Here is a 24,571-nt window from a genome sequence, read left to right as displayed (position 1 = left end):
AAAGTCAGGCTATGGGCCTCTCAAAGTATTGGTGTTAAAGTCGGATGCATGAAGTCTGCAGCCGTGTCCCCTCTGCCCGTGAGCGTCCCGCTCGTGGCGCGGCTGCACGTGGACCTCTGCCGGTGCGCGTCCGCAAGCTGTCGCCCCTGACGTCCCCCGCTTCCCCCCTTCCGTGACGTCGGCTCAGCGCGTCCCGTCCCCCTTCAACGGAGCATGTCCGTGTCCTCACGCACGCAGTCCTTCAAGGTGCCCTTCTGGGCCCAGATAATCGCCGGTCTCGTCCTGGGTGTGCTGCTCGGCTGGCTCGCCCGCAGCCAGGACGTGTCGTGGCTGGTCACGACCCTGGACAAGATCGGCAGCGTCTTCATCGGTCTGCTGAAGCTGGCCGTCGCCCCGCTGGTCTTCTTCGCGATCCTGGTCTCGATCACCAACCTGCGGAAGGTCAACAACGCGGCCCGGCTGGCGTCCCGCACCCTCCTCTGGTTCATGATCACGTCGCTGATCGCGGTGGCCATCGGCCTCGTCATCGGCCTGGTCACCAACCCCGGCGCCGGCACCGGCCTGACCCCGAAGGATGGTGAGCTGCCCGAGAAGACCGGTTCCTGGCTGGACTTCCTCACCGGCATCGTGCCGACCGACGTGATCACGCCGTTCACCGAGCTGAACGTGCTCCAGATCGTCTTTATGGCCGCCGTCGCCGGTATCGCAGCCCTCCAGCTGGGCGAGAAGGCCAAGCCGATCCTCACCCTGAGCGAGTCCGTCCTCGAACTCCTCCAGAAGGCCCTGTGGTGGGTCATCCGCCTCGCCCCGCTGGGCACCGTCGGCCTGATCGGCACCGCCATCGCGACGTACGGCTGGGACCTGATCGGCAAGTACGCGACCTTCACCGCCGACATCTACGTCGGCTGCGCGATCGTCCTCTTCGTGGTCTACCCGGCGCTGATCGCGGGCGTCGCCAAGGCCAACCCGCTGCAGTTCTTCAGGGGCGCCTGGCCCGCGATCCAGCTGGCCTTCGTCTCCCGCTCGTCGGTCGGCACCATGCCGCTGACGCAGAAGGTCACCGAGCGGCTCGGCGTGCCGAAGGAGTACGCGTCCTTCGCGGTGCCGTTCGGGGCGACGACCAAGATGGACGGCTGCGCCGCGATCTACCCGGCGATCGCCGCGATCTTCGTCGCGCAGATCTTCGACATCCAGCTGGGCGTCGGTGACTACCTGCTGATCGCCTTCGTCTCGGTGGTCGGCTCCGCCGCCACGGCCGGTCTGACCGGCGCGACGGTCATGCTGACCCTGACCCTCTCCACGCTGGGCCTGCCCATGGAGGGCGTCGGTCTGCTGCTCGCCATCGACCCGATCCTGGACATGATGCGTACGGCCACCAACGTGGCCGGCCAGGCGCTGATCCCGGTCATCGTCTCGGCCCGCGAGGGCCTGCTCGACCGCGAGGCGTACGACAAGGCGCACAGCTCCCCGATCGACGAGCCGGAGCCCGTACGGGACCGCGAGCCGGAGCAGGTACCGGCCGCCGCGTAGCGCTGCGGCGTATCGGAGCGGATACGGATATATCAGGCATACGGCCCGGGCGGGAGTACTCCGTCCGGGCCGTACGCTGATGCGTATGGGTGCGGGTGTGGATGTGGGCGGCGGAAGAACCAAGCGGATGCCGCGGGCCGTCCGGGAGCGGCAGATGCTGGACGCCGCCGTGCGCACCTTCGGGCGGCGCGGGTACCGGGCCGCGTCGATGGACGAGATCGCCGAGCTGGCGGGCGTGTCCAAGCCGCTGGTGTACCTGTACCTCAACTCCAAGGAAGACCTCTTCACCGCCTGCATCCGCCGTGAGGCACGGGCGCTGACCGCGGCGGTGCGGGCCGGGGTGCGCCGCGGACTGCCCGCCGACGGACAGCTCTGGTCCGGGCTGCGCGCGTTCTTCGACCACACCGCCCGCAACCCGGACGGCTGGGCGGTGCTGCACCTCCAGGCCCGCACGCACGGCGACCCGTTCGCCGCCGAGGTCGCCGCGATGCGCGCGGAGATCGTCGCGTTCGTGACGGAGCTGATCGCCGCGGCGGCCCGTGAGGCCCACCGCGACCCCGGCCTGCCCGGACACGAGGTCGCGGGGCTCGCCGAGGCGCTGGTCGGCGCCGCCGAGTCGCTCGCCGACTGGGCGGGCGCCACCGAGGGCGTCACCGCCAAGCAGGCGGCGGCGACCCTGATGAACTTCGCCTGGGCCGGGCTCGGCAACCTGATGGCGGACCGGCCCTGGACCGCGCCCGACGACACCGATGACACCGACGACACCGGCGCCGACGAGCACGAGGGGGACGCGGTCGCTCAGGCCGGGTAGACGCTGCCCGTCAGGTGGACGCGGTCACGCGGGCCGCGCAGTTCGAACCGCCCGCCCCGCGCCCCGTACACCACCGTCCCCGGCAGCGGCACCGGTGCCCGGAACTGTGCCCGCACCCTGACCGCGTCCGGCGTGCCGTGCTCCGCCAGGCAGCGGGCGACGGTCCACATGCCGTGCGCGATGGCCCGCGGGAAGCCGAACAGGCGGGCGGTGAGCGGGTGGAGGTGGATCGGGTTGTGGTCGCCGGACGCGGCGGCGTAGCGGCGGCCGGTACTGCCGGCCGGGTGCCAGGTGGCCCGGACCGGCAGCGGCTCGGGCTCCTCGCGGGCGGTCGCGGGGGCGGCCGGGTCCGTCCGGTGCCGGGCCAGGTACGTACTGGCCGACTCCCATACGACGCCTGCGCCGGTCCGCACCTCGGTGACCACCGTCGCCTCGGTGCCCCGCCGGTGCGGTGCCAGCCCGGTGACGCACACGGCGAAGTCGTACGCCGCGTCGGCCCGCAGTGGTGCCCGCCGGGTGATGTCGACCGACGTGTGGACCAGGCCGAGCAGCGGCAGCGGGAAGTCCCGGGCGCTCATCAGCCGCATGGCCAGCGGGAACCCCATGACGTGCGGATAGGTGACCGGCAGGGTGTCCTCGCCGGTGGGGAAGCCGCAGACCCGCTCGTACGCCGTCAGCCGGGTCAGGTCGGCGCGCAGCCGGGGCAGCAGCAGCCGGGTGCGCGGGAAGCCAGCGTCCGGGCGGGGGCGTTTGAAGGGGGAGAGCAGGGCGCCCCGGGCCAGCAGCGGCGGCAGGGCGGGGGCGGTCGACAGGGTGCTGGTCATCTCAGGCCCCCAGCAGGCTCTGGCCGCAGACCCGGACGACCTGGCCGTTGACCGCGCCCGAGGCCGGGTGCGCCAGCCAGGCGGTGGTCTCGGCGACGTCGACGGGCAGGCCGCCCTGGGCGAGGGAGTTCATCCGGCGGCCCGCCTCGCGGATGAACAGCGGGACCGCCGCCGTCATCTTCGTCTCGATGAAGCCCGGCGCGACCGCGTTCACCGTCACCCCGTGCTCGGCCCGCGCGCGCGGGGCCAGGGCGCGGACCAGGCCGACGATCCCGGCCTTGCTCGCCGCGTAGTTGGTCTGGCCCGCGTTCCCGGCGAGGCCCGCGATGGAGGCCGTCGCCACGATCCGGCCGCCGGTGCGCACCGCCCCGGCGGACAGCAGCGCGTCCGTGGTGCGCAGCACGCTCGCGAGGTTGACGTCGAGGACGGAACTCCAGCGGTCGGCGGGCATGTTGACCAGCCGGCGGTCCCGGGTGACGCCCGCGTTGTGGACGAGGACGTCCAGCCCGTCGGGGACCGCCGCCGCGATCCGCTCGCCCGCGTCGGCGGCGGTGATGTCGAGGGCGAGGGCGGTGCCGCCGAGCCGTTCGGCGACGCGCCGGGCGTCCTCCTCGGCCGCGGGGACGTCCAGTACGACGACGTGGGCGCCGTCCCGGGCGAGGGTGCCGGCGACCGCCTCGCCGATGCCGCGCGCGCCGCCGGTGACCAGGGCGGTGCGTCCGGCGAGGGGGCGGGCGGGGTCGGCCGGGGCGGCGGGCCTGCCGTCGCCGGGGCCGACGGCGATGACCTGGCCGCTGACGTAGGCCGACTTGGGGGAGAGCAGGAAGCGGAGCGTGGACTCGGCGGCGCGGGCGTCCGTGAGACGGACCAGGTTGACGGTCCTGCCCCGGCCGATCTCCTTGCCGAGCGAACGGGTGAAGCCCTCCAGCGCCTGCTGGGCGGCGGCCTGGTGATGGTCGTCGGCGGCGGGCGGGGAGCCCAGCACGAGGACGCGCCCGCCCGCCGTGACCGACCGGACGACCGGGTGCAGGGCCGCGTGCACCTCGGCGAGCGCCGCCACGTCCTGGACGCCGGTGGCGTCCAGGACGACGGCGGCGGGGCGGTCGGAGGGCGCCGTACGCACGAACGCGAGGTCCAGGTCCGACTTCCCCGCCGTCAGCAGCAGCACCTCGCCCTCCAGGGCCGGACGCTCCGGCGACCAGCGGCGCAGCGGCGCCGGCTGCGGCAGGCCGAGCCGACGGGTCAGGAAACGGCCCGGCGCGGTGCCGGTGAAGCTCAGATAGCGGTCGGCCATGCGTGACTCCCAGCGTCCGGTCTGCTTACCGTGGAGTAAGGTTACCGGAGGTAAGTGGTCGTCGCCGCGTGGATGAGGAGCACGGTCGAGATGAGTCCCCTTGAGCCCCCGAGGGCCCGCCGGGTCGCGGTCGTCGGCGGTACGCGCATCCCGTTCGCCCGCTCGGACGGCCCGTACGCCACCGCCTCCAACCAGGAGATGCTGACCGCCGCCCTGGACGGACTGGCCGAGCGGTACGGGCTGCGCGGGCCCGGCGCGGTGGGCGAGTTCGTCGCCGGCGCGGTCCTCAAGCACAGCCGCGACTTCAACCTGGCCCGCGAGACGGTCCTCGGCTCGGTACTCGATCCCCGTACGCCCGCCTACGACGTCCAGCAGGCGTGCGGCACCGGACTCCAGGCGGTCGTCGCCGCCGCCAACAAGATCGCCCTCGGGCAGACCGAGTCGGCGGTCGCGGGCGGCGCGGACACCGCGAGCGACGCGCCGCTCGGCGTCAACGACCGGCTCCGGCGCATCCTCCTGGAGGCCCGGCGGGCGAAGTCGGCGGGCGCCCGGCTCAGGGCCCTCGCCCGCGTCCGCCCCGGTCACCTCGTCCCGGACATCCCGCGCAACGCCGAGCCGCGCACCGGCCTGTCGATGGGGGAGCACGCGGCGGTCACCGCACGGGCCTGGGGCATCACCCGCGAGGCCCAGGACGAACTGGCGGCCACCAGCCACCAGCGGCTGGCGGCGGCGTACGAACGGGGCTTCTTCGAGGACCTGGTCGTCCCGTTCCGGGGACTGTCCCGCGACCAGAACCTGCGGCCGGACTCGACGCCGGAGAAGCTCGCCGCGCTGAAGCCGGTGTTCGGCACGGACGGGCCCGCGCCGACCATGACGGCGGGCAACTCCACGCCCCTGACGGACGGCGCGGCGACCGTGCTGCTGGCGAGCGAGGAGTGGGTGGCCGAGCGCGGGCTGGAACCGCTGGCGTACCTGACCGCGTACGAGACGGCGGCGGTCGACTTCGTGGCCGGGGACGTGACGGGGGGCGCGGACGGGCTGCTGATGGCCCCGGCGTACGCGGTGCCGCGGATGCTGGCGCGGACCGGGTACGGCATCGAGGACTTCGACCTGATCGAGGTGCACGAGGCGTTCGCCTCCCAGGTGCTGGCCACGCTGGCGGCCTGGGAGAAGCGGGGCCTGGCCCCCGTGGACCGGGCCCGCCTGAACGTGGCCGGCTCCTCGCTCGCCACCGGCCACCCCTTCGCGGCGACCGGCGCCCGGATCGTGGCCACCCTGGCGAAACTGCTGGCGGAACGGGAGGCGCCGGGCCGGGGGCTGATCTCGGTCTGCGCGGCGGGCGGACAGGGCGTGACGGCCGTCCTGGAACGCGCCTGACCCACCCCCTGGGACGGCGCGAGGCCGCTGACACGTGACTCCCGAGGCTACTTACAGGTAACTCCGGAGGTTGCACAACCCCGGCCCCGGACCGACCCGGAACCCGCACCAACTCCCCACGTGGGCCCCGTACGATCCCCAAGCCGACCGGCGGGGCCGCCACCCCGTCGGTCCACCGGTCCGCCGGGTCCCGCCGGTCGCACCGGTCCCACCGCTGAACGCCGGCACGCGTACGTCATGCAGCCGAGCGGAGCCGCCGCCGCCCGCCCCAGGAGCCGCCCGTGTCCACTCCGCTACCTTCCTTCGCCACGTCCGCCGCGTCCGCCGCCTACGGCGACGCGCCCGGACCCGTCCTCGTGGAGCCCGAGACACGGCGGCTGGACGGGGCCGTGCGGGAGGTGTACGTACCGCCGTTCGCCCCGCCGGTACGGCACGGGTCGCTCGCCGACCTGCCGTTCGACAACGCGGCCGCGGCCCCCGGGTCGGTGGTGCTCGGCCGCAAGGCGGCGGACGGGCGGTGGGCCGACGTGACGGCCGCGGAGTTCGCCGAGCAGGTGCTGGCACTGGCCAAGGGCCTGACGGCCGAGGGCCTGGCGCCGGGCGACCGGATCGCCGTGATGGCGCGGACGACCTACGAGTGGACCCTCCTGGACTTCGCCGCCTGGGCCGCCGGGCTGGTGACCGTGCCGATCTACCCGACCTCGTCCCTCTTCCAGATCCGCTGGATCCTGCACGACTCCGGCGCGGTCGCCCTGGTCACCGAGACCACCGCCCAGGCCGCCGCCCTCGGGCCGGATCTGGACCGGCTGCCCGACCTCAAGCGCCTGTGGATCATCGAGCAGGGCCATGTGGAACGGCTCGCGGAGCTGGGCGCCGGGGTGCCCGACGCCGAGATCGGCGTCCGCCGCGGGATGCTCAGCCCCAGCACCCTCGCCACCCTCATCTACACCTCCGGCACCACCGGCCGCCCCAAGGGCTGCGCGCTCACCCACGGCAACTTCTTCGCCGAGGTGGACAACGCCATCGAGCTGCTCTACCCGGTGTTCAAGGCGACGGTGGGCGAGGAACCCTCGATCCTCCTCTTCCTCCCCATGTCCCACGTCTTCGGCCGGATGGTCGCCGTCGCCTGCGTGCGGGCCCGGGTCCGCCTCGGCCACGCCCCCAGTCTGAAACCGGACGAGCTGCTGCCGGACCTGGCGGCGTTCCGGCCGACGTGCCTGCTGACCATTCCGTACATGCTGGAGAAGGTCTTCAACACCGCCCGCGCCAAGGCCGAGTCCGGCGGCCGGGTGGCGGCCTTCGACCGCGCGGAGTCCGTGGCCGTGCGCTACGGCGAGGCGCTGGAGGCCCGCCAGACCGGTGCGGGCGGCGGCCCGGGACGCGCCCTGAGGACGGCTCGCGCCTTCTACGACCCGCTGGTGTACCGCAAGATCCGGGCCGCCATGGGCGGCCGGGTCCGGTACGCCATCTGCGGCGGTTCCCCGCTGGGCCGCCGCCTGGCCGCCTTCTACGCCGGGGCCGGCATCGAGATCTTCGAGGGGTACGGCCTGACCGAGACGACGGCGGCGGTGACGGTGACACCGCCGCTCAAGCCGCGTCTGGGCACGGTGGGCTGGCCGCTGCCCGGCACCCGGCTGCGGATCGCCGAGGACGGCGAGATCCTCGTCTCCGGCGAGCAGGTGCTGCACGGCTACTGGGACCCGGCGGCCGGCGGGGTGGTGTCCGCCGCGCCGGACGGCTGGTTCGCGACCGGCGACCTCGGCGCCCTGGACGACGAGGGGTACCTGACCATCACCGGCCGCAAGAAGGAGATGCTCATCACGGCGGGCGGCTCCAGCGTGGCCCCGGCCCCGCTGGAGGACTGGCTGCGCTCCCACCCCCTGATCTCCCAGTGCCTGGTCGTGGGCGACCGCCGCCCCTACGTCTGCGCCCTGTTCACCCTCGACCCCGACGGCATCACCCACTGGCGCCGCATGAACGGCAAGCACCCCGTGCCGCCGGAACTGCTCGTCGACGACGAGGACCTGCGCGCCGTCCTCCAGCGGGCGGTCGACGAGGCGAACAAGCTCGTCTCCCGCCCCGAGTCCATCCGCCGCTTCGCCGTCCTGCCGCACGACTTCACGGAGTACGCGGGCCATCTGACCCCCTCGATGAAACTCCGCCGCGATGTGATCATGCGGGACTTCGCGGATGTGGTGGAGGGGCTGTACCGGACCGGCTGACGGCGGGGTCAGCGGCGGGGTCAGCGGCGGGCGATCAGACAGGCCTGCGGGACCTTCGAGGAGGTCTCCTCCTCCTGTATCCGCACCGTCCGCGACAGCACGGTGAACCCGGCCCGCTCCAGCAGCTCCGCCACCGGCTCCGGCTGCCTGCGTTCGAAGTCCAGGGTCACCGGGTGACCGAAGGGGCGGTCCAGGAGCAGCGGCTCGTCGCCGACCTGGAAGGCGAGCAGCAGATGCCCGCCCGGGGCCAGCACACGCCGCACCTCCGCGAAGAGGTCCGGCAGCCGCTCCCAGGGCGTGTGGATCGACGAGTACCAGGAGACGGCCCCCGCGAGGGCACCGTCGGGCAGGTCGAGATCGAGCATGGAGCCCTGTTCGAACCGCAGGTCCGGATGGTCGCGACGGGCGATCTCCAGCATGGCGGCGGAGAGGTCGAGGCCGAAGACGCGCAGGCCGAGCGAGGCGAGGTACGCGGTGACCTGCCCGGGCCCGCAGCCCAGGTCGGCCACCTCGCCCTCCGGTCCCACCAGCTCGGCGAAGGCGGCCATCAGGGCCCGGTCGAGGGGGGTGCCGGCGCCCGCGCCGCGGAAGCGGTCGGCGTAGTCCTCGGCGATGGCGTCGTAGAAGGCGCGGGTGGCCTCGGTCGTGGTCATGGCCAAGGAGAGTAGAGGCCCCCACTGACAACGCCGGTGGTTCCCGGCCGGGAAGGCAGGAGCCCCACGCCACAGGGCGCGGGGCTCCTTGGGTACTGCACTCGATCCGGATCGGGAGATCAGATCAACTGATCAGATCAGACCGGGGTGACGTTCTCAGCCTGCGGACCCTTGGGGCCCTGCGTGACGTCGAAGGACACCTGCTGGTTCTCCTCCAGGGACCGGAATCCCTGAGCGTTGATCGCGGAGTAGTGGACGAAGACGTCGGGGCCGCCGCCTTCCTGGGCGATGAAACCAAAGCCCTTTTCGGCGTTGAACCACTTCACGGTTCCGGTAGCCATAAGCCCTCCTTGGGCCCAAAGGGTTGCCCTGCTCCAGAACCAGCAAGTGTGAAGATTTAATTCTGCACAACTGCATACGTCTGAGAATGACGAGAGCCCGCGGTCACATGCTCCGCAGGCTCTGTACTGCAAGGGAAACCAAACTGCAACTTGCGGCGAGCCTAGCATGCAGGCACCCGAAAGCAACAGAGCTCAAGATCACTTCACTCGAAGGTTTGAACGCGCGTGGCGTCCGGCTGACGCCCGGAGCCCTGGGGAACCGCCCGGGGGTCGGCGCCCGGTGATCCTCCGCCGAGGGCTAGCCTCGCGATGTGGACAATTCTCGCACCCGGCCGCGTGTCGGCCACATCCAGTTCCTGAACTGCCTGCCCCTCTACTGGGGGCTCGCGAGAACGGGCACGCTCCTCGACTTCGAGCTGACGAAGGACACCCCGGAGAAGCTCAGCGAGCAGCTGGTGCGGGGAGATCTCGACATCGGGCCGATCACCCTGGTCGAGTTCCTCAAGCACGCCGACCGACTGGTCGCCTTCCCGGACATCGCCGTCGGCTGCGACGGCCCGGTGATGAGCTGCGTGATCGTTTCGCAGAAGCCCCTGGAGCGGCTGGACGGTGCCCGGGTCGCCCTCGGGTCGACCTCCCGCACCTCCGTCCGCCTCGCCCAGCTGCTGCTCGCCGAGCGGTTCGGCGTGCGGCCCGACTACTACACCTGCCCGCCCGACCTCAGCCTGATGATGCGGGAGGCGGACGCGGCCGTCCTGATCGGTGACGCCGCGCTGCGCGCCAACATGCTCGACGGGCCCCGCTTCGGCCTGGAGGTGCACGACCTGGGCGCACTGTGGAAGGAGTGGACCGGCCTGCCGTTCGTCTTCGCGGTCTGGGCGGCCCGCAAGGAGTACGCCGAGCGGGAGCCGGAGATCACCCGCAAGGTGCACGAGGCGTTCCTCGCCTCCCGCAACCTCTCCCTGGAGGAGGTCGACAAGGTCGCCGAGCAGGCCGCCCGCTGGGAGGACTTCGACGAGGCGACCCTCGCGCAGTACTTCACCACGCTCGACTTCCGCTTCGGACAGCCGCAGCTCGCGGCGGTCACCGAGTTCGCCCGCCGGGTCGGGCCGACGACCGGGTTCCCGGCGGATGTGACGGTGGATCTGCTCCAGTCCTGAGCGGGCCACTACCCTGCTCGCAGGCCGCGTACCGGGGGAGGGGTGGACACGATGCGCCCGCTGGAGACCGACGGACCCGCCGCCGAGGGGCCCGCCGCCGAGGGGCCTGCTGCCGAGGGGCCCTGCCGGACGCCCGCCCGGACGGGTCCGGCCGGCATGGTCCGCCGCTGCCCGGATCGTCGTGGCCCGGTCGGCTTCTGTCCGGATCGCCGTGGCCCGGTCGGCTTCTGTCCGGTCCGTCGTGGCCCGGCCTGCCACTGCCCGGCCCGCCACTGCTCAGGCCGGAGGCCGGGGGCACGGCTGCCGCACGCGGGGAATGGGCCCACGGCATGAGCGTCGAGCTGCTGGTCGTCGCCGTGGCCGCGCTGTGGGGAGCGGCGGCGGGCGCGCTGCTGCCCCGCGCGGCCTACCGCTTCTCCGTCCCTCCCGGCGAGGACTGGCGGCGCACCTGCCCGGCCGGGCACCCGGTCGAGGGGTGGCTCGGACGGGCCCGCTGCCCCCGGGACGGGACGGCGTACGGCCCCGGCGCCGCCGTCCCCGCCACCGTCACCGCCCTGGCCTGCGCCGCCCTCGCCGCCGCCACCGGCACCCGGCCCGAACTCGCCGTCTGGCTGCCGCTCGCGCCGGTCGCGGTGCTGCTGACCGTCGTCGACGTCCGGGTACGGCGCCTGCCGGACCCGCTCACCCTGCCGCTGGCGGGCGCCGCCCTCGCGCTGCTCGGCCTGGTCTCCCTGGTCCCGGAGCACGCCGGGTCGTGGACCACCGCCCTGCTCGGCACCCTCGCGCTCGGCGCCGGCTACTACGCGCTGTTCCTGATCAACCCCTCCGGCATGGCCTTCGGCGACGTGAAGCTGGCCCTCGGGGCGGGCGCGGTGCTCGGCTGGTACGGCTGGGCGACGCTCCTCCTGGGCGCCTTCGCCGGGTTCCTGCTCGGCTCGCTGTACGGCATCGGGCTCGTCGTCGCCCGGCGGGCCGCGCGCGACACCCAGATCGCGTTCGGGCCGTTCCTGATCGGCGGGGTGTTCCTCGGCCTGCTGGTGGGGGCCTTCACGGCCTGAACCCCGCGGCGACCAAGTCCGCCACGGCCTGATGCCGGCCGGGAAGACCGCTGGCGTACGCTGGTTCGGTCCGTCCACACGGGACGATCTGTCCACAACCCTTGACGAAAGGGACGCCCGGTGACCGAGAAGGCCGACCTCCAGCCCGTCCTCGACCGCGCCGCCGCCGGTGGTCGGATCACCCCGGAAGAAGCCCTCGTCCTCTACCGTGACGCCCCGCTGCACGCGCTGGGCTCCGCCGCCGACGCGATCCGCCGGCGGAAGTACGCCGGGATCGAGCACATCGCGACGTACATCATCGAGCGGAACATCAACTACACCAACGTGTGCGTCACGGCGTGCAAGTTCTGCGCCTTCTACGCGGCCCCCAAGGACACCAAGAAGGGGTGGAGCCGCGACCTCGACGACATCCTGCGCCGCTGCGCGGAGACCGTCGAACTGGGCGGCACCCAGATCATGTTCCAGGGCGGACACCACCCGGACTACGGCGTCGAGTACTACGAGCACCACTTCTCCGCCATCAAGAAGGAGTTCCCGCAGCTCGTCATCCACAGCCTGGGGGCGAGCGAGGTCGAGCACATGGCGCGGATCTCCAAGGTGAGCGCCGAGGAGGCGATCCGGCGCATCCACGCGGCCGGTCTCGACTCCTTCGCCGGGGCCGGCGCCGAACTGCTGCCCGCGCGCCCGCGCAAGGCCATCGCGCCGCTGAAGGAGTCCGGCGAGCGCTGGCTGGAGATCATGGAGATCGCGCACAACCTGGGCGTGGAGTCCACCAGCACGATGCTCATGGGCACCGGCGAGACCAACGCCGAGCGCATCGAGCACCTGCGGATGATCCGCGACGTGCAGGACCGCACCGGCGGCTTCCGCGCCTTCATCCCGTACACCTACCAGCCCGAGAACAACCACCTGAAGGGCCGGACGCAGGCGACCCTCTTCGAGTACCTGCGGATGATCGCCATCGCGCGGATCTTCCTCGACAACGTCGCCCACATCCAGGGCTCCTGGCTGACCACCGGCAAGGAGGTCGGCCAGCTCTCCCTGCACTACGGCGCCGACGACCTCGGCTCGGTCATGCTGGAGGAGAACGTGGTGTCGTCGGCCGGCGCCAAGCACCGTTCCAACCGGCTGGAGCTGATCGACCTGATCCGGAAGGCCGGGCGGGTCCCCGCGCAGCGGGCGACGACGTACGAGCACCTGGTGGTGCACGACGACCCGGCGAACGACCCGGTCGACGAGCGTGTCGTCTCGCACATCTCGTCCACGGCGATCGAGGGCGGCACCGCGCACCCCGAGCTGAAGCTGATCGCGGCCGACTGACCCGGCCGTGCTGACCATTCACACCGCCGAAGAGGTCCGCGCCGACTGGGACGCGTCGCCGCTGGCGGGCGGCGCGGTCGCCGTCGACGGCGGGCGGATCGTCGCGGTGGGGCCCGCCGGTGAGATCGAGGCGAGGTTCCCGGGCGCGCGGGTACGGCGCTGGCCCGGCGTCCTCGGCCCCGGGCTGGTGCACGAGGGGGCGCTGCCCGAGGCGCCGAGCCCGCGCGAACGCGTGCACGCCGTGCTGAAGTCGGGGGCGGTGGCCGTGCTGGCGGAGTACGTCGACGCCGGGCTGCGGGCCGCCGCCGGGCGCAATGACGTGGCGGTGCTGCCGGCCGCGCGCCGGCCGGCGCTGACCGCCGGCGGACGGGCCGACCTCGCCGTGTTCGCCGCCGACGGCGCGTGCCTGGCCACGGTGTGCGCGGGGCGGCTGGTGCACCGGCGGCGGTGAGCCGGCGGAGGTGAGCCGGCGGACTCCAGGGGGCTCAGCCCGCGAACGCCTCCCCGAAGGCGCCCGCCTCCTGGTCGACCCCACTGCAGTCCGTCGCCGCGTCGCCGGAGTCGGTGTCGTCGTCGCACCGCTGGTCGCGGAAGGTCGACCACATCGACACCCAGGCGATCTCCTTCTCCTCGGCGAACGCCCGCACCTCGGCCGCGTCGGCGAGCGTGAACGTCTCCCCGTCGACGTCGTTGACGCCGATCATCGAGGTCAGCGCCATGCCCCGCCAGGCGTTCGCGTCGGAGAGGCCGAAGATCTCCTTCAGCTGGGTGTGCGCGGCCCTGGCGGAGGCGAGGGCGTAGTCGCCCATGTCGCCGTCGTAGGACTCGCCGTAGTTCATGGTCATCAGGTTGACCGTGGAGACCTGCACGGCGTGGTTGTTGGCGGACTCCAGCAGCGCGACGCTGTCGTCGTCCAGCCCCGAGGGCATCACGGGCAGGGTGAAGGAGACCGTCAGGTCCGTGCGCTCCTCCTGGAGCAGCGCGATCGCCTCCGAACGCAGGTCGACGGAGTCGGAGTCGGTCAGCTCGTCGCCCTCGATGTCGAAGTCGGCGAGGGTGGCGCCCCCGGCCGCGTCCAGCGCCTCGCCGTACGCCGTGGCCAGTTCCTCCGCGCTGTCGCAGGTCGCCGCCAGCTCGTCGCCGGAGGCGCCGCCGAAGGAGACCCGGACCGAGGAGCCGTCCGCGGTGAGGTCCGCGATACGGGAGGCGACCGACGAGTCGTCGATGGCGTGACTGCCGTTCCACTCGGGCGTGCAGCCGCTGCCCGACGAGATGACGAACGCCAGGTTGTACGTCGCCGGGGAGCCCGCCGAGTCCAGGTCGTCGGCGGTGGTGGCGCTCACGTACGGGGCGTAGCCGGTGGCCGACGGGGTGCCGGACGACGCCGACGGCGAGCTGGAGGACGGGGCCTCGGGCGCCGCGTCCGTGGCGTCGTCACTTCCCGTGGAACAGCCCGCAGTTGCCAGGGCGAACAGACAGATCAGCCTTGCTGCGGCTTTTCGTGGGCTCCTCATCGCGTACGCTCCCGCTCTCAAGATGTATGTCCCAGGACGGAAACAGAACGTGTCTCCGAACCGGAAAGGTGCCACACGCGACTGTGCCTCTCTTGGCAAAGAGCCGCGTTTTCCTGCGGTTTCTCAGCGGAATGACAGGTCCGGCCGGTTCTCATGGACGCCTCACAAGAAAGCCAGAGTTTTGATCACATGAAGTGCTCCTAACATCTGGGGAATGCATTCCGAGCCTGCCATCGAAAGCCGCGCCGCTGTGCGCGGTCGCCGCCGCAAACGCGGTAACGGGTCCGCCGCATCGGTCGACGGTCCTGTGTTCGTTGACAACTCCGGGCGCCGGGCCAAGCTGCTGCGCCGGCTCGGCATCCTCGTCGGCGTCGTCTGTGTGGGGTACGCGGTCGTGCTGGGCCTGGCCTTCATGGGCATCGGCACCTCGATCAACCCGTCCTCGCTGCTGCCCTTCGGGGGCGGCGGCAACGCCTCCGCCCCCGGCGGCGGCATGCGGCCGCAGGGCGGCGTCGCCCCGACCGGGATGCCCAGCGGCGCGCCCAGCGGCGCTCCGTCCGGCGCCCCCACCGGTGTTCCGCCCACCGGAGCCGCGACCGGCTCCGCCTCCGCTTCCGACACCGCTTCCGACACCGCTTCCGCCTCCGCTTCCGCCCCGGCCGCCTCCGCGACCGCCGACTGACCGGAATCGCAGCCAACTCCATGACCACGACACCACCTTCGCGCGGCCGCCGCCGCGCACCGAGCCGGATGGAACGCGCCGCCGGCCGGGCCGCCGCGCTGCAGAAGCCGCGGGTCATCCTCGCCCTGCTGCTCCTGCTGGCCCTGACCTGCGTCATGCTGCTGGACGGCTATCTGCGCGCCGAGGTCGGCGGCGACCAGCGTGTCCGTACCGGCGCCAGCTCCAGCGACGTCCCCGACGACGTGCTGGAGGGCGGGCCGATCCTGTCCTTCCGCGGCGGCCAGGCCACCACCGTCTCCGTACCGGACAAGACGATCGCGCTGACCTTCGACGACGGGCCGAACCCGACGTGGACGCCCCAGGTTCTGGAGATCCTGGAGGAGTACGACGTTCCGGGCACCTTCTTCATGGTCGGGTCGATGGTCTCGCGCTACCCGGACATCGTCGACGACCTGGTCGACCAGGGCAACGAGGTGGGCATCCACACCTTCACCCACGTCGACCTCTCCTACCAGAGCGACGCCCGCGTCACCCGGGAGATCGAGCAGACCCAGCTCGCGCTGGCGGGGGCGGCCGGGATCACCACGACGCTGTTCCGGGCGCCGTACTCCTCGGAGACGGACGCCATCGACAACTACAGCTGGCCGGTCTACAAGAAGCTCGGTGAGGACGGCTACACCAGCGTCTTCATCGACACCGACAGCGACGACTGGAAGAAGCCCGGCGTCTCGAAGATCATCAAGTGGGCGACGCCGGAGGACGGCGAGGGCGCCTCCGTGCTCTTCCACGACGCGGGCGGGGAGCGCTCGCAGACGATCAAGGCGCTGCCGAAGTACATCGAGAAGATGCGGGCGAAGGGCTACACCTTCACCACCATCAGCGGTGTCATGGCGGAGCAGGGCGCGGGCGCCCCGGACGCGGCGGCCGGAGCCGGGCAGGGCACGGCGCCGGGCGCCGAGGCCGCGCAGGGCGGCACCGGTACCGACAACGGCACCGGCACCGGTACGGGTACGGGTGCCGACGGCGGATCGCAGCTCCAGGCCGCCCACCGCGAGGCCACCGGCACGACCCTCTACGAGGGCAAGGCGCTCATCGCGGCCGTCCGTGTCGCCGAGTGGACGGTCCCGGCGCTCTCGGTGGGGCTGATGGTGGTGGGCGTCGCCGTCATGGGCCGCTTCGGGATGATGCTGATCCTCGCCCGCCGGCACTACAGACAGCGCAACAAACGCCGGTTCAGCTGGGGCCCGACCGTCACCCGCCCGGTGAGCGTGATCGTCCCGGCGTACAACGAGAAGGAGTGCATCGCCAACACCCTGAAGTCGCTGGCGAAGAGCACCCACCCGATCGAGGTCATCATCGTGGACGACGGCTCCTCGGACGGCACCTCCGAGATCGCTCGCGAGGCCGCCGACGCGCTCGGCATGACCAACGTCCGTGTCATCCGCCAGGAGAACGCGGGCAAGCCGGCCGCCCTCAACAACGGCGTGCGCAACGCCAGTCACGACATCGTCGTGATGATGGACGGCGACACCGTCTTCGAGGCGGAGACCGTACGCCACCTCGTCCAGCCGTTCGCCGACCCCGAGGTCGGCGCGGTCGCGGGCAATGCCAAGGTCGGCAACCGCAACACCGTCATCGGCGCCTGGCAGCACATCGAGTACGTGATGGGCTTCAACCTCGACCGGCGCATGTACGACCTGCTGCGCTGCATGCCGACCATCCCCGGCGCGATCGGCGCGTTCCGCCGCGAGGCGGTCCTGGAGGTCGGCGGCATGAGCGAGGACACCCTCGCCGAGGACACCGACATCACCATCGCCATGCACCGCGCGGGCTGGCGGGTCGTCTACCAGGAGCACGCCCGCGCCTGGACCGAGGCGCCGGGTTCGCTCAAGCAGCTGTGGTCGCAGCGCTACCGCTGGTCCTACGGCACCATGCAGGCGCTGTGGAAGCACCGCGAGTCCCTCACCGACAAGGGACCCTCGGGCCGCTTCGGGCGGGTCGGCATGCCGCTGGTGGTGATCTTCCAGATCATCACGCCGGTCTTCGCGCCGCTGATCGACGTCTTCACCGCGTACTCGATGATCTTCATCGACTTCAAGGCCGCGCTGCTGGCGTGGCTGGCGGTGCTGGGCATCCAGCTGTTCTGCGCGGCGTACGCCTTCCGGCTGGACCGGGAGAAGTACCGCTACCTGCTGATGATGCCGCTCCAGCAGCTCGCCTACCGGCAGATGATGTACCTGGTCCTGATCCACTCCTGCGTCACCGCCCTCACCGGTGGCCGGCTGCGCTGGCAGAAGCTGAAGCGGACGGGTGAGGTCGGCACTCCGGCGGGGGCCGGCGGATGAGCTGGGATCAGTACGGGCAGGGGCAGTATGGGCAGCAGTATGGGCAGGGGGACGGGTACGGCGACCAGGGGCAGGCGTCTGTGCCGCCCCAGCCGTACGGGTCTTCGCAGCCGTACGTCCAGCCCCAGCCGTACCCGCAGCACTACGGCGCGTACGGCGGCTACCAGCAGGAGGTGCCGCCCGCCGAGTCCACGGCACCGCTGCCCCGGGCGGAGCCGGAGCCCTCGCGGGAGCCGCGACCGGTGGAACCGGAGACGGCGCCGCCCGCCCGGCCCGCCGGCCGGGACCGGTACTTCGACACCCTGCGCGCGGTCGCCCTCGTCCGCGTCGTGACGTACCACACCTTCGGCTGGGCCTGGGCCGGGATGGTCTTCCCGTCCATGGGGATCATGTTCGGCCTGGCCGGCACCCTGATGGCGAAGTCGCTGGAACGCCCGGCCCTGAAGGTGGTCAAGAGCCGTGTCCGCCGGCTGCTGCCGCCCTTCTGGTTCTGGGGCCTCTTCGTCGTCGTCGCGATGCTGATCCACGGCTGGATGCCGGGCTGGCAGATCGTCTACTGGATCGTGCCGCTCGGCGACCCGCCGGGCAACGCCTGGGGCGAACAGGCCTGGGAGATCCTCTGGTACCTGCGCACCTATCTGTGGTTCGTCCTCGTCTCGCCCCTGCTGCTGAAGGTGTTCCGGCTGGCGCCGGTCCCGGTGCTGCTGGGCTCGCTCGCCCCGATCGTCGTCTTCCAGTTCCTCTGGCAGCCGCCCGACAACCGGTTCGGCACCGGGCTGCTCGACCTGGCGACCTACCTCTTCTGCTGGGTCCTCGGCTTCGCGCACCGCGACGGGGTGCTGGCCCGGCTGAAACCGGCCGCGGTCGTGCTCCTGTCGCTGACCGCGCTCGCCTACGGCGGCTGGTACGCCCTCGCCCACCAGGCCGAGTACGGCACCTACGACCTGGACGACATCCCGCTGGCCCAGGCGTTCTGGTCGGCCGGCTTCGTGACGCTGCTGATGTACTCCAAGGCCCGGCTGAACGTCGACTTCGCGGGGCTGGCCCGCTTGCGGCGGCTGGACCGGCTGGTCGGCGTCTTCAACGCGCGGGCCGTGACGATCTACCTCTGGCACGAACTGGCGCTGATCCTGGCCGTGCCGCTGGTCGACCAGTTCTGGAAGGTGCCCGCGTTCGAGACGTACCTGCCGCTGGAGAGCCAGTGGTTCATGTTCGGCGTCGGCTGGGTGCTGATCGCGCTGTTCGTGCTGGCCTGCGGTTGGGTGGAGGACGTGGCGGGGCGCAGGAGGCCGCGGCTCCTGCCGTGAGTCCGGCCGTGAGTCCGGCCGCGAGTCCGGCGGGGGCGGCCTGTAAGAATGGGCGGGTGACCCGCGCCTCCCTGAACAAGCAGCCGCACGAAGTCGCCTCGATGTTCGACCACGTGGCGGCCCGGTACGACCTCACCAACGACGTGCTGTCGCTCGGCCAGGACCGGGTGTGGCGCAAGGAGGTCGCCCGGGCCGTCGATGCCCGGCCCGCGCAGAAGGTCCTCGACCTGGCCGCGGGGACGGCGACCTCCTCGCTGCCCTTCGCCCGCACCGGCGCGTACGTCGTCCCCTGCGACTTCTCGCTCGGCATGCTCCAGGTCGGCAAGGGGCGCCACGCGTGGCTGCCGTTCACGGCGGGCGACGCGACGCGGCTGCCGTTCGCGGACGACGTCTTCGACGCGGTCACCATCTCCTTCGGGCTGCGCAACGTCCAGGACACGGACGCGGCGCTGCGCGAGCTGTACCGGGTGACCAAGCCCGGCGGCCGGGTCGTCATCTGCGAGTTCTCGCACCCGACGTGGGCGCCGTTCCGCACGGTCTACACCGAGTACCTGATGCGCGCCCTGCCGCCGGTCGCCCGCGCGGTGTCGTCCAACCCGGACGCGTACGTCTACCTCGCCGAGTCCATCCGCGACTGGCCCGACCAGCCCGCCCTGGCCGACCGGCTGCACAAGGCCGGCTGGTCCAAGGTGGCCTGGCGGAACCTGACCGGCGGCATCGTGGCCCTGCACCGGGGCTTCAAGGAGAACTGACCTCGCAGCCCCCGGCGAAGCCGACCTCAGGCCGCGCCGAGGACCACGCACGCGTCCAGGACCGCCTGCACGGCGACGGCCGCCTGCGCGGCGAGGACCGCCTACGCGTCCAGGGCCGCGTACGGTACGGCGACCGGTGTGACCTCCGCGCCCGGCACGCTCGCCGTACCCGGCACGCCCGCCGTATCCGCGGCCGCGCTCGGCACGCTTGCCGCGCCCACCCTGCCCGCCGCCGTACCCGCCCCGCCCCCCGCCGCGTCCGGCACCGCGGGCCGCTGCGTGCCCGGCTCGTCCAGTGCCCGGCGCAGCCCGCCGCCGGGCGGCGCCGGAGTCCGGGGCTCGCGCACCCCGGCGCCCCCGCCGCCCCCACCCGCGCCGAAGTCGAACCACACGGTGACCGCGGCACCGCGCGGCACCTCGGCCCCGGGCGGCGGGTACTGCCGTACCACGTACTCCACGACCACGCGGTGCAGTTCGGGCCGGTCGGGGGCGGCCAGCAGCACCCCGCGCGCCTCGGCCGCGCGGCGCGCGTCCACGGCCATCAGGCCGACCAGACGCGGCACGCGTACCTCCGGCGTCTCGGATGTGTCGGGTGTCTCGGGTGCGTCGCGCACAGAACCTCACCCCCAGCGGTACGGGCAGAGTAACCCCCGCCGCGCACCCACCGGAAGCTTCTTGTAGCGATCCGTAGTCGAAATCTCTCCTTTTCGTTACCCTCCGTCACAGATCGAGGCGATAGCAGTGCCCCTGACGCTGCGACCGAGGTGTGGTGAACACCTCCGCCAGCCGCATCCCCAGCCGCCGCGTCACCGCGATGGAGCGCTCGTTGTCCGCGTCGACCATCGCGACCACCCCCGGCAGCCCCGCCGCGCGCAGCCGCCCCACCGTCTCCCGGGCCGCCGCCGTCACGTACCCCTTGCCCCAGTGCGGCCGGGCGAGCCGCCAGCCGATCTCGATCTCACCCTTGGGGCCCCAGTCCCGCGGCCACGGCTGGGCGCCGGTGAAGCCGATGACCTCGTCCCGCTCGTCGAGGACGGTCCACAGGCAGAAGCCGTGCTCGGCGTCGTGTCGGCGCTGGCGGGCGGTGAGTTCCTCGTACACGGACAGTTCCGCGGGCCGGCCGCCGTGGAACTCCATGACCTCCGGGTCGTCGAAGGCCCGGTGCCAGGCGACGGCGTCCTCGTCGGTGGGAACACGCAACCGTACAGCGGGGAGAGCTCGTTTCACGGGGCAGCCCTTCAGCCGGGTGATCGGTGACGCTGAATAGACTGCCCATGTCCGGTGCCCGTCGGCACGCAGAATTCCGAACCCGTGGGAGACCCCGCCGTGACCGAGCCCCTCTCCGACAACACCGCCGATGTGATCGTCGTGGGCGCGGGGCCAGCCGGCTCCACCACCGCGTACCACCTGGCCAAGGCCGGACTCGACGTCCTCCTGCTGGAGAAGACCGCGTTCCCCCGCGAGAAGGTGTGCGGTGACGGGCTCACCCCCCGCGCGGTCAAGCAGCTGGTGGCGATGGGCATCGACATCTCCGAGGAGGCCGGCTGGCTGCGCAACAAGGGCCTGCGGATCATCGGCGGCGGCACCCGCCTCCAGCTCGACTGGCCCGACCTCGCCTCCTTCCCCGACTACGGTCTGGTCCGCAAACGCGACGACTTCGACGAACAGCTCGCCCGGCAGGCCCAGAAGGCCGGCGCCCGGCTGCACGAGCGCTGCAACGTCGGCGCCCCGGTCGTGGACGACCGCACCGGCCGCGTCACCGGCGTCCAGGCCAGACTCGGCGAGGAGAAGCGGGACGTCACCTTCCACGCCCCGCTGGTGGTGGCCGCCGACGGCAACTCCACCCGGCTGTCGCTGGCGATGGGGCTGCACCGCCGCGAGGACCGCCCGATGGGCGTCGCGGTCCGCACCTACTTCACCTCCCCCCGGCACGACGACGACTATCTGGAGTCCTGGCTCGAACTGTGGGACCGCCGCGGCCCCCAGGACCGCCTCCTCCCCGGCTACGGCTGGATCTTCGGCATGGGCGACGGCACCTCCAATGTCGGTCTCGGCGTCCTCAACACCTCCTCCTCCTTCAAGGACCTGGACTGGCGCGAGGTCCTCAAGGCATGGTGCGCCTCCATGCCCGAGGACTGGGGCTACACTCCCGACAACATGACCGGCCCGATCCGCGGCGCCGCCCTCCCCATGGCCTTCAACCGCCAGCCCCACTACACCCGCGGCCTGCTGCTCGTCGGTGACGCCGGCGGCCTGGTGAACCCCTTCAACGGCGAGGGCATCGCCTACGCCATGGAGTCCGGCCAGATCGCCGCCGACGTCATCGTCCAGGCGCACGCGCGGGCCACGCCGTCCCAGCGGGAAACCGCCCTCCAGCGCTACCCGCGCGTCCTGAAGGACACCTACGGCGGCTACTACAACCTCGGCCGGGCCTTCGTGAAGCTCATCGGCAACCCGAAGGTCATGCAGATCGCCGCCCAGCGCGGTCTGACCCACCCCGTGCTGATGAGGTTCACCCTGAAGATGCTCGCCAACCTGACGGACCCGACCGGTGGCGACGCGATGGACCGCATCATCAACGGACTGACCAAGGTGGCCCCGAAGGCGTGAGCCTCCCGGCCGGGGGCCACCGGGTCACCCGCTGCCCCCGGCCCGGTCACCCCCGGCCCGGTCACCCCCCCGGCCCGGCCACCCCCCCCGGCCCGGTCACCCCGTGAACCGCGCGGCTCTGGTGGCCCGGCGTGCGAACACCTCCTCGCGCCGGTCCGCCGACTGCCGCAGCGCCGCCTTCCGTTCCCGCGCGGAGAGCCGGTCCAGGTACACCCGCCCGTCCAGGTGGTCGGTCTCGTGGGCGAGGCACCGGGCGAAGTAACCGGTGCCCTCGACGAGCAGCGGTGCGCCGTCCTTGTCGAACCCCCGCACCACCGCCCGGTCCGGGCGCGGTACGTCCATCACGGCGCCCGGCACCGACAGGCAGCCCTCGCCCTCGTCGAGCAGCCGCCGCCCGTCCGGGCCGACCGGCTCCAGCACCGGATTGACGATGTGCCCGACATGTCGGACACCGTCGTCGTCCGGGCAGTCGTAGACGAACAGGCGCAGGTCGACGCCCACTTGGTTGGCCGCGAGGCCGGCCCCTTCGGCGACGTACATGGTCAGGAACATGTCGTCGATGAGCGCGGCGAGGTCGGGCCCGAACTCGGTGACGTCCCGGCAGGGCTTGTGCAGCACCGCCTCGCCCACCTCGGTGACCCGCCGTACGCTGCCGCGCCGGGCCTCGGGCGCGAACGGCGGGTAATCGGCGGCGGGCCGCCCCTGTACGAACACACTCGGCATGGTCTCTCTCCTTCGGCTGGTGCCACCGACTGGCGTGGCGACAGACCGAGCATGGCAGGAGAGGGCGAAGGGCCGCTGCCCCTGTGGACAACGGCCCTTCGCCTGTGGATGACGTAGGTCAGAGCACGCGCACCGCACCGCTCGGCGGGTCGTAGGAGAGCGGCTTCTCGACGACGCCGGTGGACGAGTTCTGGGCGCCGACGAACATGCCGTCGCCGACGTAGATGCCCACGTGGTAGGCGCTGCCGGCGCCGCCCCAGTAGAGGATGTCGCCCGGCTGGAGGCTGTCCAGCGAGACCTGGGTGCCGGACACGGACTGGTCCTGGGAGACGCGGGGCAGGCTGACGCCCACCTGCTTGTAGGCGGCCTGGACCAGGCCGGAGCAGTCGTAGGCGGACGGCCCGGTGGCGCCGGAGACGTAGGCCGCGCCCACCTGGGCCCGCACGAAGGAGACGACCGCGGCGGCGGAACCGGTGGCCGTGGAGGTGCTGGTGCTCGCGGAGGAGCCGCCGGTGTCGCCGGAACCGGTGTCGGTGTCGGCCGAGACGGTCAGCGTGGCGCGCTCGGCGTCGCGGGCGGCGCGCTCCGCCGCGTCCCTGCGGGCCTCCTGCGCGGCCTTCTTCTTGGCCGCGGCCTTCGCCTTGGCATCCTTCAGGTCCGCCTTGGCTTCCTTGGCGGCCTTGGCCGCGGCGGCGTCACGCTCGGCCTGCAGCTCGTAGTTCGCGGCGGCCTGCTGCGTGGCGTCCGCGGACTGCGCGACCTGGGCGGCCATCTCGGCCGTCAGGGTGGGCAGCTCCAGGGTCTGCGTCACCGGCTCGGCCGCGTTCGCCGAACCCGATGCTCCGGCCACTGCCAGCGTGCTGAGGACGCCACCGGCAACTCCGGCCCGCATCGCGACGGTCGTCGACGCGCTGCGGCGGGGCTTCCGGTGGCTGCGTATGTGAGCGGTGTGGGACATGGGTACAACCGGTATCAGGAGCTCCTCCATACCTACAAGAAACGTGTGCTGCGCCACAGTTGTTCAGCCGGCACCGCGAAAGCTCGGCACACTGCCCTTTTCTGACGCCGTAACGGACATAGCGGGCGGCTGTAACAAGCCTGTGATCACGGTCTTTGATCGTTACGCCCGAATTGCTCCTCGCCTACCACTGGTTGAGGCAGATGGCCAAGCCCGCTTCTCATGCCCCTCTCATGGATGTGGCGGAGGTCACGGAACGGTCACCCGGGCGCGCGCGTCCGCTCGTGAACGCGCGCACGCGTTCACACCGGACCCCTCGTCCGCCCCCGGGGTGTGAACGCGGTTCCACTACCAAGTGATCGAGTCCAGCGCCAATTTGCATGCGCGGGACTCTTCTTGATATTGAGACGCCCCCGCTGAGCAGCGCCGACGAGGGAAAATGTCACCACTGGTGACCAGTCGGAAGCTTCCTGTGTGAAGATCACCGCTCATCCGACTTCATGATCCTTCGTCAGGTGGTGGAGATCACAAAGCTTGTGCGATACCCCGTGTCGCAGATCACAGAGCCACAGGCATAAGATGCGGAGCAGTTGGGCTTGTGACCTGCTTCACATGTTCGCGATCTTCGCCGGGACCAGCGGGGCTCGTGGGGCTGCTGAGGCGGCTGTGAGCCCAGGCAAAACCGCCAGCAGTCAGTGCCGACTGAGAGGAGCGAGGAGCGGTGAACGCGTATGCGCCCATCCTCGTACTGGGAGCCCTCGGGGCAGGCTTTGCGATCTTTTCCGTGGTCATGGCCACGTTGATCGGTCCGAAGCGGTACAACCGGGCCAAGCTCGAGGCCTACGAGTGCGGAATCGAGCCGACCCCCACGCCGGCCGGCGGCGGGCGCTTCCCCATCAAGTACTACCTGACGGCGATGCTCTTCATCGTCTTCGACATCGAGATCGTCTTCCTCTACCCCTGGGCCGTCACCTTCGACGCCCTGGGGATTTTCGGGCTCGTGGAGATGCTGCTCTTCGTGCTCACCGTCTTCGTCGCGTACGCGTACGTATGGCGGCGCGGCGGCCTGGAATGGGACTGAGGGGCCTTT

At 71.9% G+C, this 24,571-nt stretch carries 22 protein-coding genes and 1 pseudogene; 14 read left to right on the top strand and 9 right to left on the bottom strand.

The features are described from left to right. Positions 1-213: 213 nt before the first annotated feature. Both ACZ3IG_RS27960 and ACZ3IG_RS27955 read left to right on the top strand, forming a co-directional pair. On the top strand, positions 214-1,530 hold the full coding sequence (locus ACZ3IG_RS27960; RefSeq protein WP_467435479.1) for a dicarboxylate/amino acid:cation symporter: 1,317 nt from the start codon (positions 214-216) through the stop codon (positions 1,528-1,530). Between the two features lie 103 nt (positions 1,531-1,633). Then, positions 1,634-2,341, top strand: a complete 708-nt coding sequence (locus ACZ3IG_RS27955; RefSeq protein WP_467435551.1) for a TetR/AcrR family transcriptional regulator — start codon at positions 1,634-1,636, stop codon at positions 2,339-2,341. On the opposite strand, the gene ACZ3IG_RS27950 is transcribed toward ACZ3IG_RS27955, so the two are convergent. Together ACZ3IG_RS27950 and ACZ3IG_RS27945 are read right to left on the bottom strand one after the other, a co-directional pair. After that, positions 2,329-3,165, bottom strand: coding sequence for a MaoC family dehydratase (locus tag ACZ3IG_RS27950; RefSeq protein WP_467435478.1), 837 nt, complete (start codon positions 3,163-3,165; stop codon positions 2,329-2,331). The genes ACZ3IG_RS27955 and ACZ3IG_RS27950 overlap by 13 nt on opposite strands. Position 3,166: 1 nt before the next feature. Further along, positions 3,167-4,459 (bottom strand): 3-oxoacyl-ACP reductase, encoded by a 1,293-nt coding sequence (locus ACZ3IG_RS27945; protein WP_467435477.1) that lies wholly within the window; start codon positions 4,457-4,459, stop codon positions 3,167-3,169. Positions 4,460-4,549: 90 nt separating this feature from the next. Here ACZ3IG_RS27945 and ACZ3IG_RS27940 point away from each other — a divergent pair, with 90 nt between their 5' ends. Both ACZ3IG_RS27940 and ACZ3IG_RS27935 read left to right on the top strand, forming a co-directional pair. Beyond that, positions 4,550-5,836, top strand: a complete 1,287-nt coding sequence (locus tag ACZ3IG_RS27940) for an acetyl-CoA C-acetyltransferase (RefSeq protein WP_467435476.1) — start codon at positions 4,550-4,552, stop codon at positions 5,834-5,836. 281 nt (positions 5,837-6,117) lie between these two features. Continuing rightward, positions 6,118-8,058 carry an AMP-dependent synthetase/ligase gene (locus ACZ3IG_RS27935; protein ID WP_467435475.1) on the top strand — a complete coding sequence of 647 codons (1,941 nt, stop codon included), beginning with the start codon at positions 6,118-6,120 and terminating at the stop codon, positions 8,056-8,058. Positions 8,059-8,078: 20 nt separating this feature from the next. On the opposite strand, the gene ACZ3IG_RS27930 is transcribed toward ACZ3IG_RS27935, so the two are convergent. Both ACZ3IG_RS27930 and ACZ3IG_RS27925 read right to left on the bottom strand, forming a co-directional pair. Then, positions 8,079-8,711 carry a class I SAM-dependent DNA methyltransferase gene (locus tag ACZ3IG_RS27930; protein WP_467435474.1) on the bottom strand — a complete coding sequence of 211 codons (633 nt, stop codon included), beginning with the start codon at positions 8,709-8,711 and terminating at the stop codon, positions 8,079-8,081. A gap of 137 nt (positions 8,712-8,848) precedes the next feature. Continuing rightward, a complete protein-coding gene (locus ACZ3IG_RS27925; RefSeq protein ID WP_003974443.1) occupies positions 8,849-9,052 on the bottom strand; it encodes a cold-shock protein in 204 nt (67 codons plus the stop codon). A gap of 311 nt (positions 9,053-9,363) precedes the next feature. On the opposite strand from ACZ3IG_RS27925, the gene ACZ3IG_RS27920 reads away from it, so the two are divergent. From ACZ3IG_RS27920 to ACZ3IG_RS27905, 4 genes are all read left to right on the top strand, one after another. Continuing rightward, positions 9,364-10,212 (top strand): menaquinone biosynthetic enzyme MqnA/MqnD family protein, encoded by an 849-nt coding sequence (locus ACZ3IG_RS27920; protein ID WP_467435473.1) that lies wholly within the window; start codon positions 9,364-9,366, stop codon positions 10,210-10,212. Positions 10,213-10,541: 329 nt separating this feature from the next. Then, the gene (locus ACZ3IG_RS27915; RefSeq protein WP_467435471.1) at positions 10,542-11,270 is read left to right on the top strand and encodes a prepilin peptidase; all 729 of its coding nucleotides are present in this window, start codon (positions 10,542-10,544) and stop codon (positions 11,268-11,270) included. 120 nt (positions 11,271-11,390) lie between these two features. Next, a complete protein-coding gene (gene mqnC, locus ACZ3IG_RS27910; RefSeq protein WP_215165201.1) occupies positions 11,391-12,590 on the top strand; it encodes a cyclic dehypoxanthinyl futalosine synthase in 1,200 nt (399 codons plus the stop codon). 7 nt (positions 12,591-12,597) lie between these two features. Beyond that, positions 12,598-13,041 (top strand): imidazolonepropionase-like domain-containing protein, encoded by a 444-nt coding sequence (locus ACZ3IG_RS27905; protein WP_467435470.1) that lies wholly within the window; start codon positions 12,598-12,600, stop codon positions 13,039-13,041. A 34-nt stretch (positions 13,042-13,075) separates the two neighbouring features. Here the strand turns inward: ACZ3IG_RS27905 and ACZ3IG_RS27900 are convergent, their stop codons facing one another. Next, positions 13,076-14,104, bottom strand: coding sequence for a chitinase (locus ACZ3IG_RS27900; RefSeq protein ID WP_467435469.1), 1,029 nt, complete (start codon positions 14,102-14,104; stop codon positions 13,076-13,078). A 307-nt stretch (positions 14,105-14,411) separates the two neighbouring features. On the opposite strand from ACZ3IG_RS27900, the gene ACZ3IG_RS27895 reads away from it, so the two are divergent. Genes ACZ3IG_RS27895 through ACZ3IG_RS27880 form a run of 4 tightly spaced genes read left to right on the top strand, consistent with a single transcriptional unit; the run spans position 14,412 to position 19,190 of the window. Beyond that, a complete protein-coding gene (locus ACZ3IG_RS27895) occupies positions 14,412-14,786 on the top strand; it encodes a hypothetical protein (RefSeq protein ID WP_467435467.1) in 375 nt (124 codons plus the stop codon). Positions 14,787-14,806: 20 nt separating this feature from the next. Continuing rightward, the gene (locus tag ACZ3IG_RS27890) at positions 14,807-17,131 is read left to right on the top strand and encodes a bifunctional polysaccharide deacetylase/glycosyltransferase family 2 protein (RefSeq protein WP_467435466.1); all 2,325 of its coding nucleotides are present in this window, start codon (positions 14,807-14,809) and stop codon (positions 17,129-17,131) included. Beyond that, positions 17,128-18,438 (top strand): acyltransferase family protein, encoded by a 1,311-nt coding sequence (locus ACZ3IG_RS27885; protein WP_467435465.1) that lies wholly within the window; start codon positions 17,128-17,130, stop codon positions 18,436-18,438. Before ACZ3IG_RS27890 ends, ACZ3IG_RS27885 begins: the two co-directional genes overlap by 4 nt. Positions 18,439-18,494: 56 nt before the next feature. Beyond that, complete coding sequence (locus ACZ3IG_RS27880) at positions 18,495-19,190, top strand: demethylmenaquinone methyltransferase (protein WP_467435463.1); 696 nt, start codon at positions 18,495-18,497, stop codon at positions 19,188-19,190. A 281-nt stretch (positions 19,191-19,471) separates the two neighbouring features. On the opposite strand, the pseudogene ACZ3IG_RS27875 reads toward ACZ3IG_RS27880, so the two are convergent. Beyond that, positions 19,472-19,732 (bottom strand): annotated as a pseudogene (locus ACZ3IG_RS27875) (PASTA domain-containing protein); the annotation flags it as partial. A 178-nt stretch (positions 19,733-19,910) separates the two neighbouring features. Further along, positions 19,911-20,417, bottom strand: a complete 507-nt coding sequence (locus ACZ3IG_RS27870) for a GNAT family N-acetyltransferase (RefSeq protein ID WP_467435462.1) — start codon at positions 20,415-20,417, stop codon at positions 19,911-19,913. A 99-nt stretch (positions 20,418-20,516) separates the two neighbouring features. Here ACZ3IG_RS27870 and ACZ3IG_RS27865 point away from each other — a divergent pair, with 99 nt between their 5' ends. Continuing rightward, positions 20,517-21,800 carry a geranylgeranyl reductase family protein gene (locus tag ACZ3IG_RS27865; RefSeq protein WP_467435461.1) on the top strand — a complete coding sequence of 428 codons (1,284 nt, stop codon included), beginning with the start codon at positions 20,517-20,519 and terminating at the stop codon, positions 21,798-21,800. 96 nt (positions 21,801-21,896) lie between these two features. Here ACZ3IG_RS27865 and def read toward each other — a convergent pair whose 3' ends face one another. Next, on the bottom strand, positions 21,897-22,523 hold the full coding sequence (gene def / locus ACZ3IG_RS27860; protein WP_467435460.1) for a peptide deformylase: 627 nt from the start codon (positions 22,521-22,523) through the stop codon (positions 21,897-21,899). A gap of 118 nt (positions 22,524-22,641) precedes the next feature. Further along, on the bottom strand, positions 22,642-23,481 hold the full coding sequence (locus ACZ3IG_RS27855; RefSeq protein WP_467435459.1) for a C40 family peptidase: 840 nt from the start codon (positions 23,479-23,481) through the stop codon (positions 22,642-22,644). 721 nt (positions 23,482-24,202) lie between these two features. Here ACZ3IG_RS27855 and ACZ3IG_RS27850 point away from each other — a divergent pair. After that, positions 24,203-24,562, top strand: coding sequence for an NADH-quinone oxidoreductase subunit A (locus ACZ3IG_RS27850; RefSeq protein ID WP_003992243.1), 360 nt, complete (start codon positions 24,203-24,205; stop codon positions 24,560-24,562). The last annotated feature ends 9 nt before the right edge of the window (positions 24,563-24,571 follow it).

This window comes from Streptomyces sp. NPDC016677 (genome assembly GCF_055562815.1).
This window is presented reverse-complemented; position numbering and strand designations above follow the sequence as displayed.

Coding starts and splice junctions, on each gene's coding strand:
- ACZ3IG_RS27930 (WP_467435474.1), bottom strand. CDS start 8,711: ATGACCACGACCGAGGCCACCCGCGCCTTCTACGACGCCATCGCCGAG.
- ACZ3IG_RS27900 (WP_467435469.1), bottom strand. CDS start 14,104: ATGAGGAGCCCACGAAAAGCCGCAGCAAGGCTGATCTGTCTGTTCGCC.
- ACZ3IG_RS27940 (WP_467435476.1), top strand. CDS start 4,550: ATGAGTCCCCTTGAGCCCCCGAGGGCCCGCCGGGTCGCGGTCGTCGGC.
- ACZ3IG_RS27945 (WP_467435477.1), bottom strand. CDS start 4,459: ATGGCCGACCGCTATCTGAGCTTCACCGGCACCGCGCCGGGCCGTTTC.
- ACZ3IG_RS27960 (WP_467435479.1), top strand. CDS start 214: ATGTCCGTGTCCTCACGCACGCAGTCCTTCAAGGTGCCCTTCTGGGCC.
- ACZ3IG_RS27915 (WP_467435471.1), top strand. CDS start 10,542: ATGAGCGTCGAGCTGCTGGTCGTCGCCGTGGCCGCGCTGTGGGGAGCG.
- ACZ3IG_RS27890 (WP_467435466.1), top strand. CDS start 14,807: ATGACCACGACACCACCTTCGCGCGGCCGCCGCCGCGCACCGAGCCGG.
- def (WP_467435460.1), bottom strand. CDS start 22,523: ATGCCGAGTGTGTTCGTACAGGGGCGGCCCGCCGCCGATTACCCGCCG.
- ACZ3IG_RS27925 (WP_003974443.1), bottom strand. CDS start 9,052: ATGGCTACCGGAACCGTGAAGTGGTTCAACGCCGAAAAGGGCTTTGGT.
- ACZ3IG_RS27950 (WP_467435478.1), bottom strand. CDS start 3,165: ATGACCAGCACCCTGTCGACCGCCCCCGCCCTGCCGCCGCTGCTGGCC.
- ACZ3IG_RS27885 (WP_467435465.1), top strand. CDS start 17,128: ATGAGCTGGGATCAGTACGGGCAGGGGCAGTATGGGCAGCAGTATGGG.
- ACZ3IG_RS27855 (WP_467435459.1), bottom strand. CDS start 23,481: ATGTCCCACACCGCTCACATACGCAGCCACCGGAAGCCCCGCCGCAGC.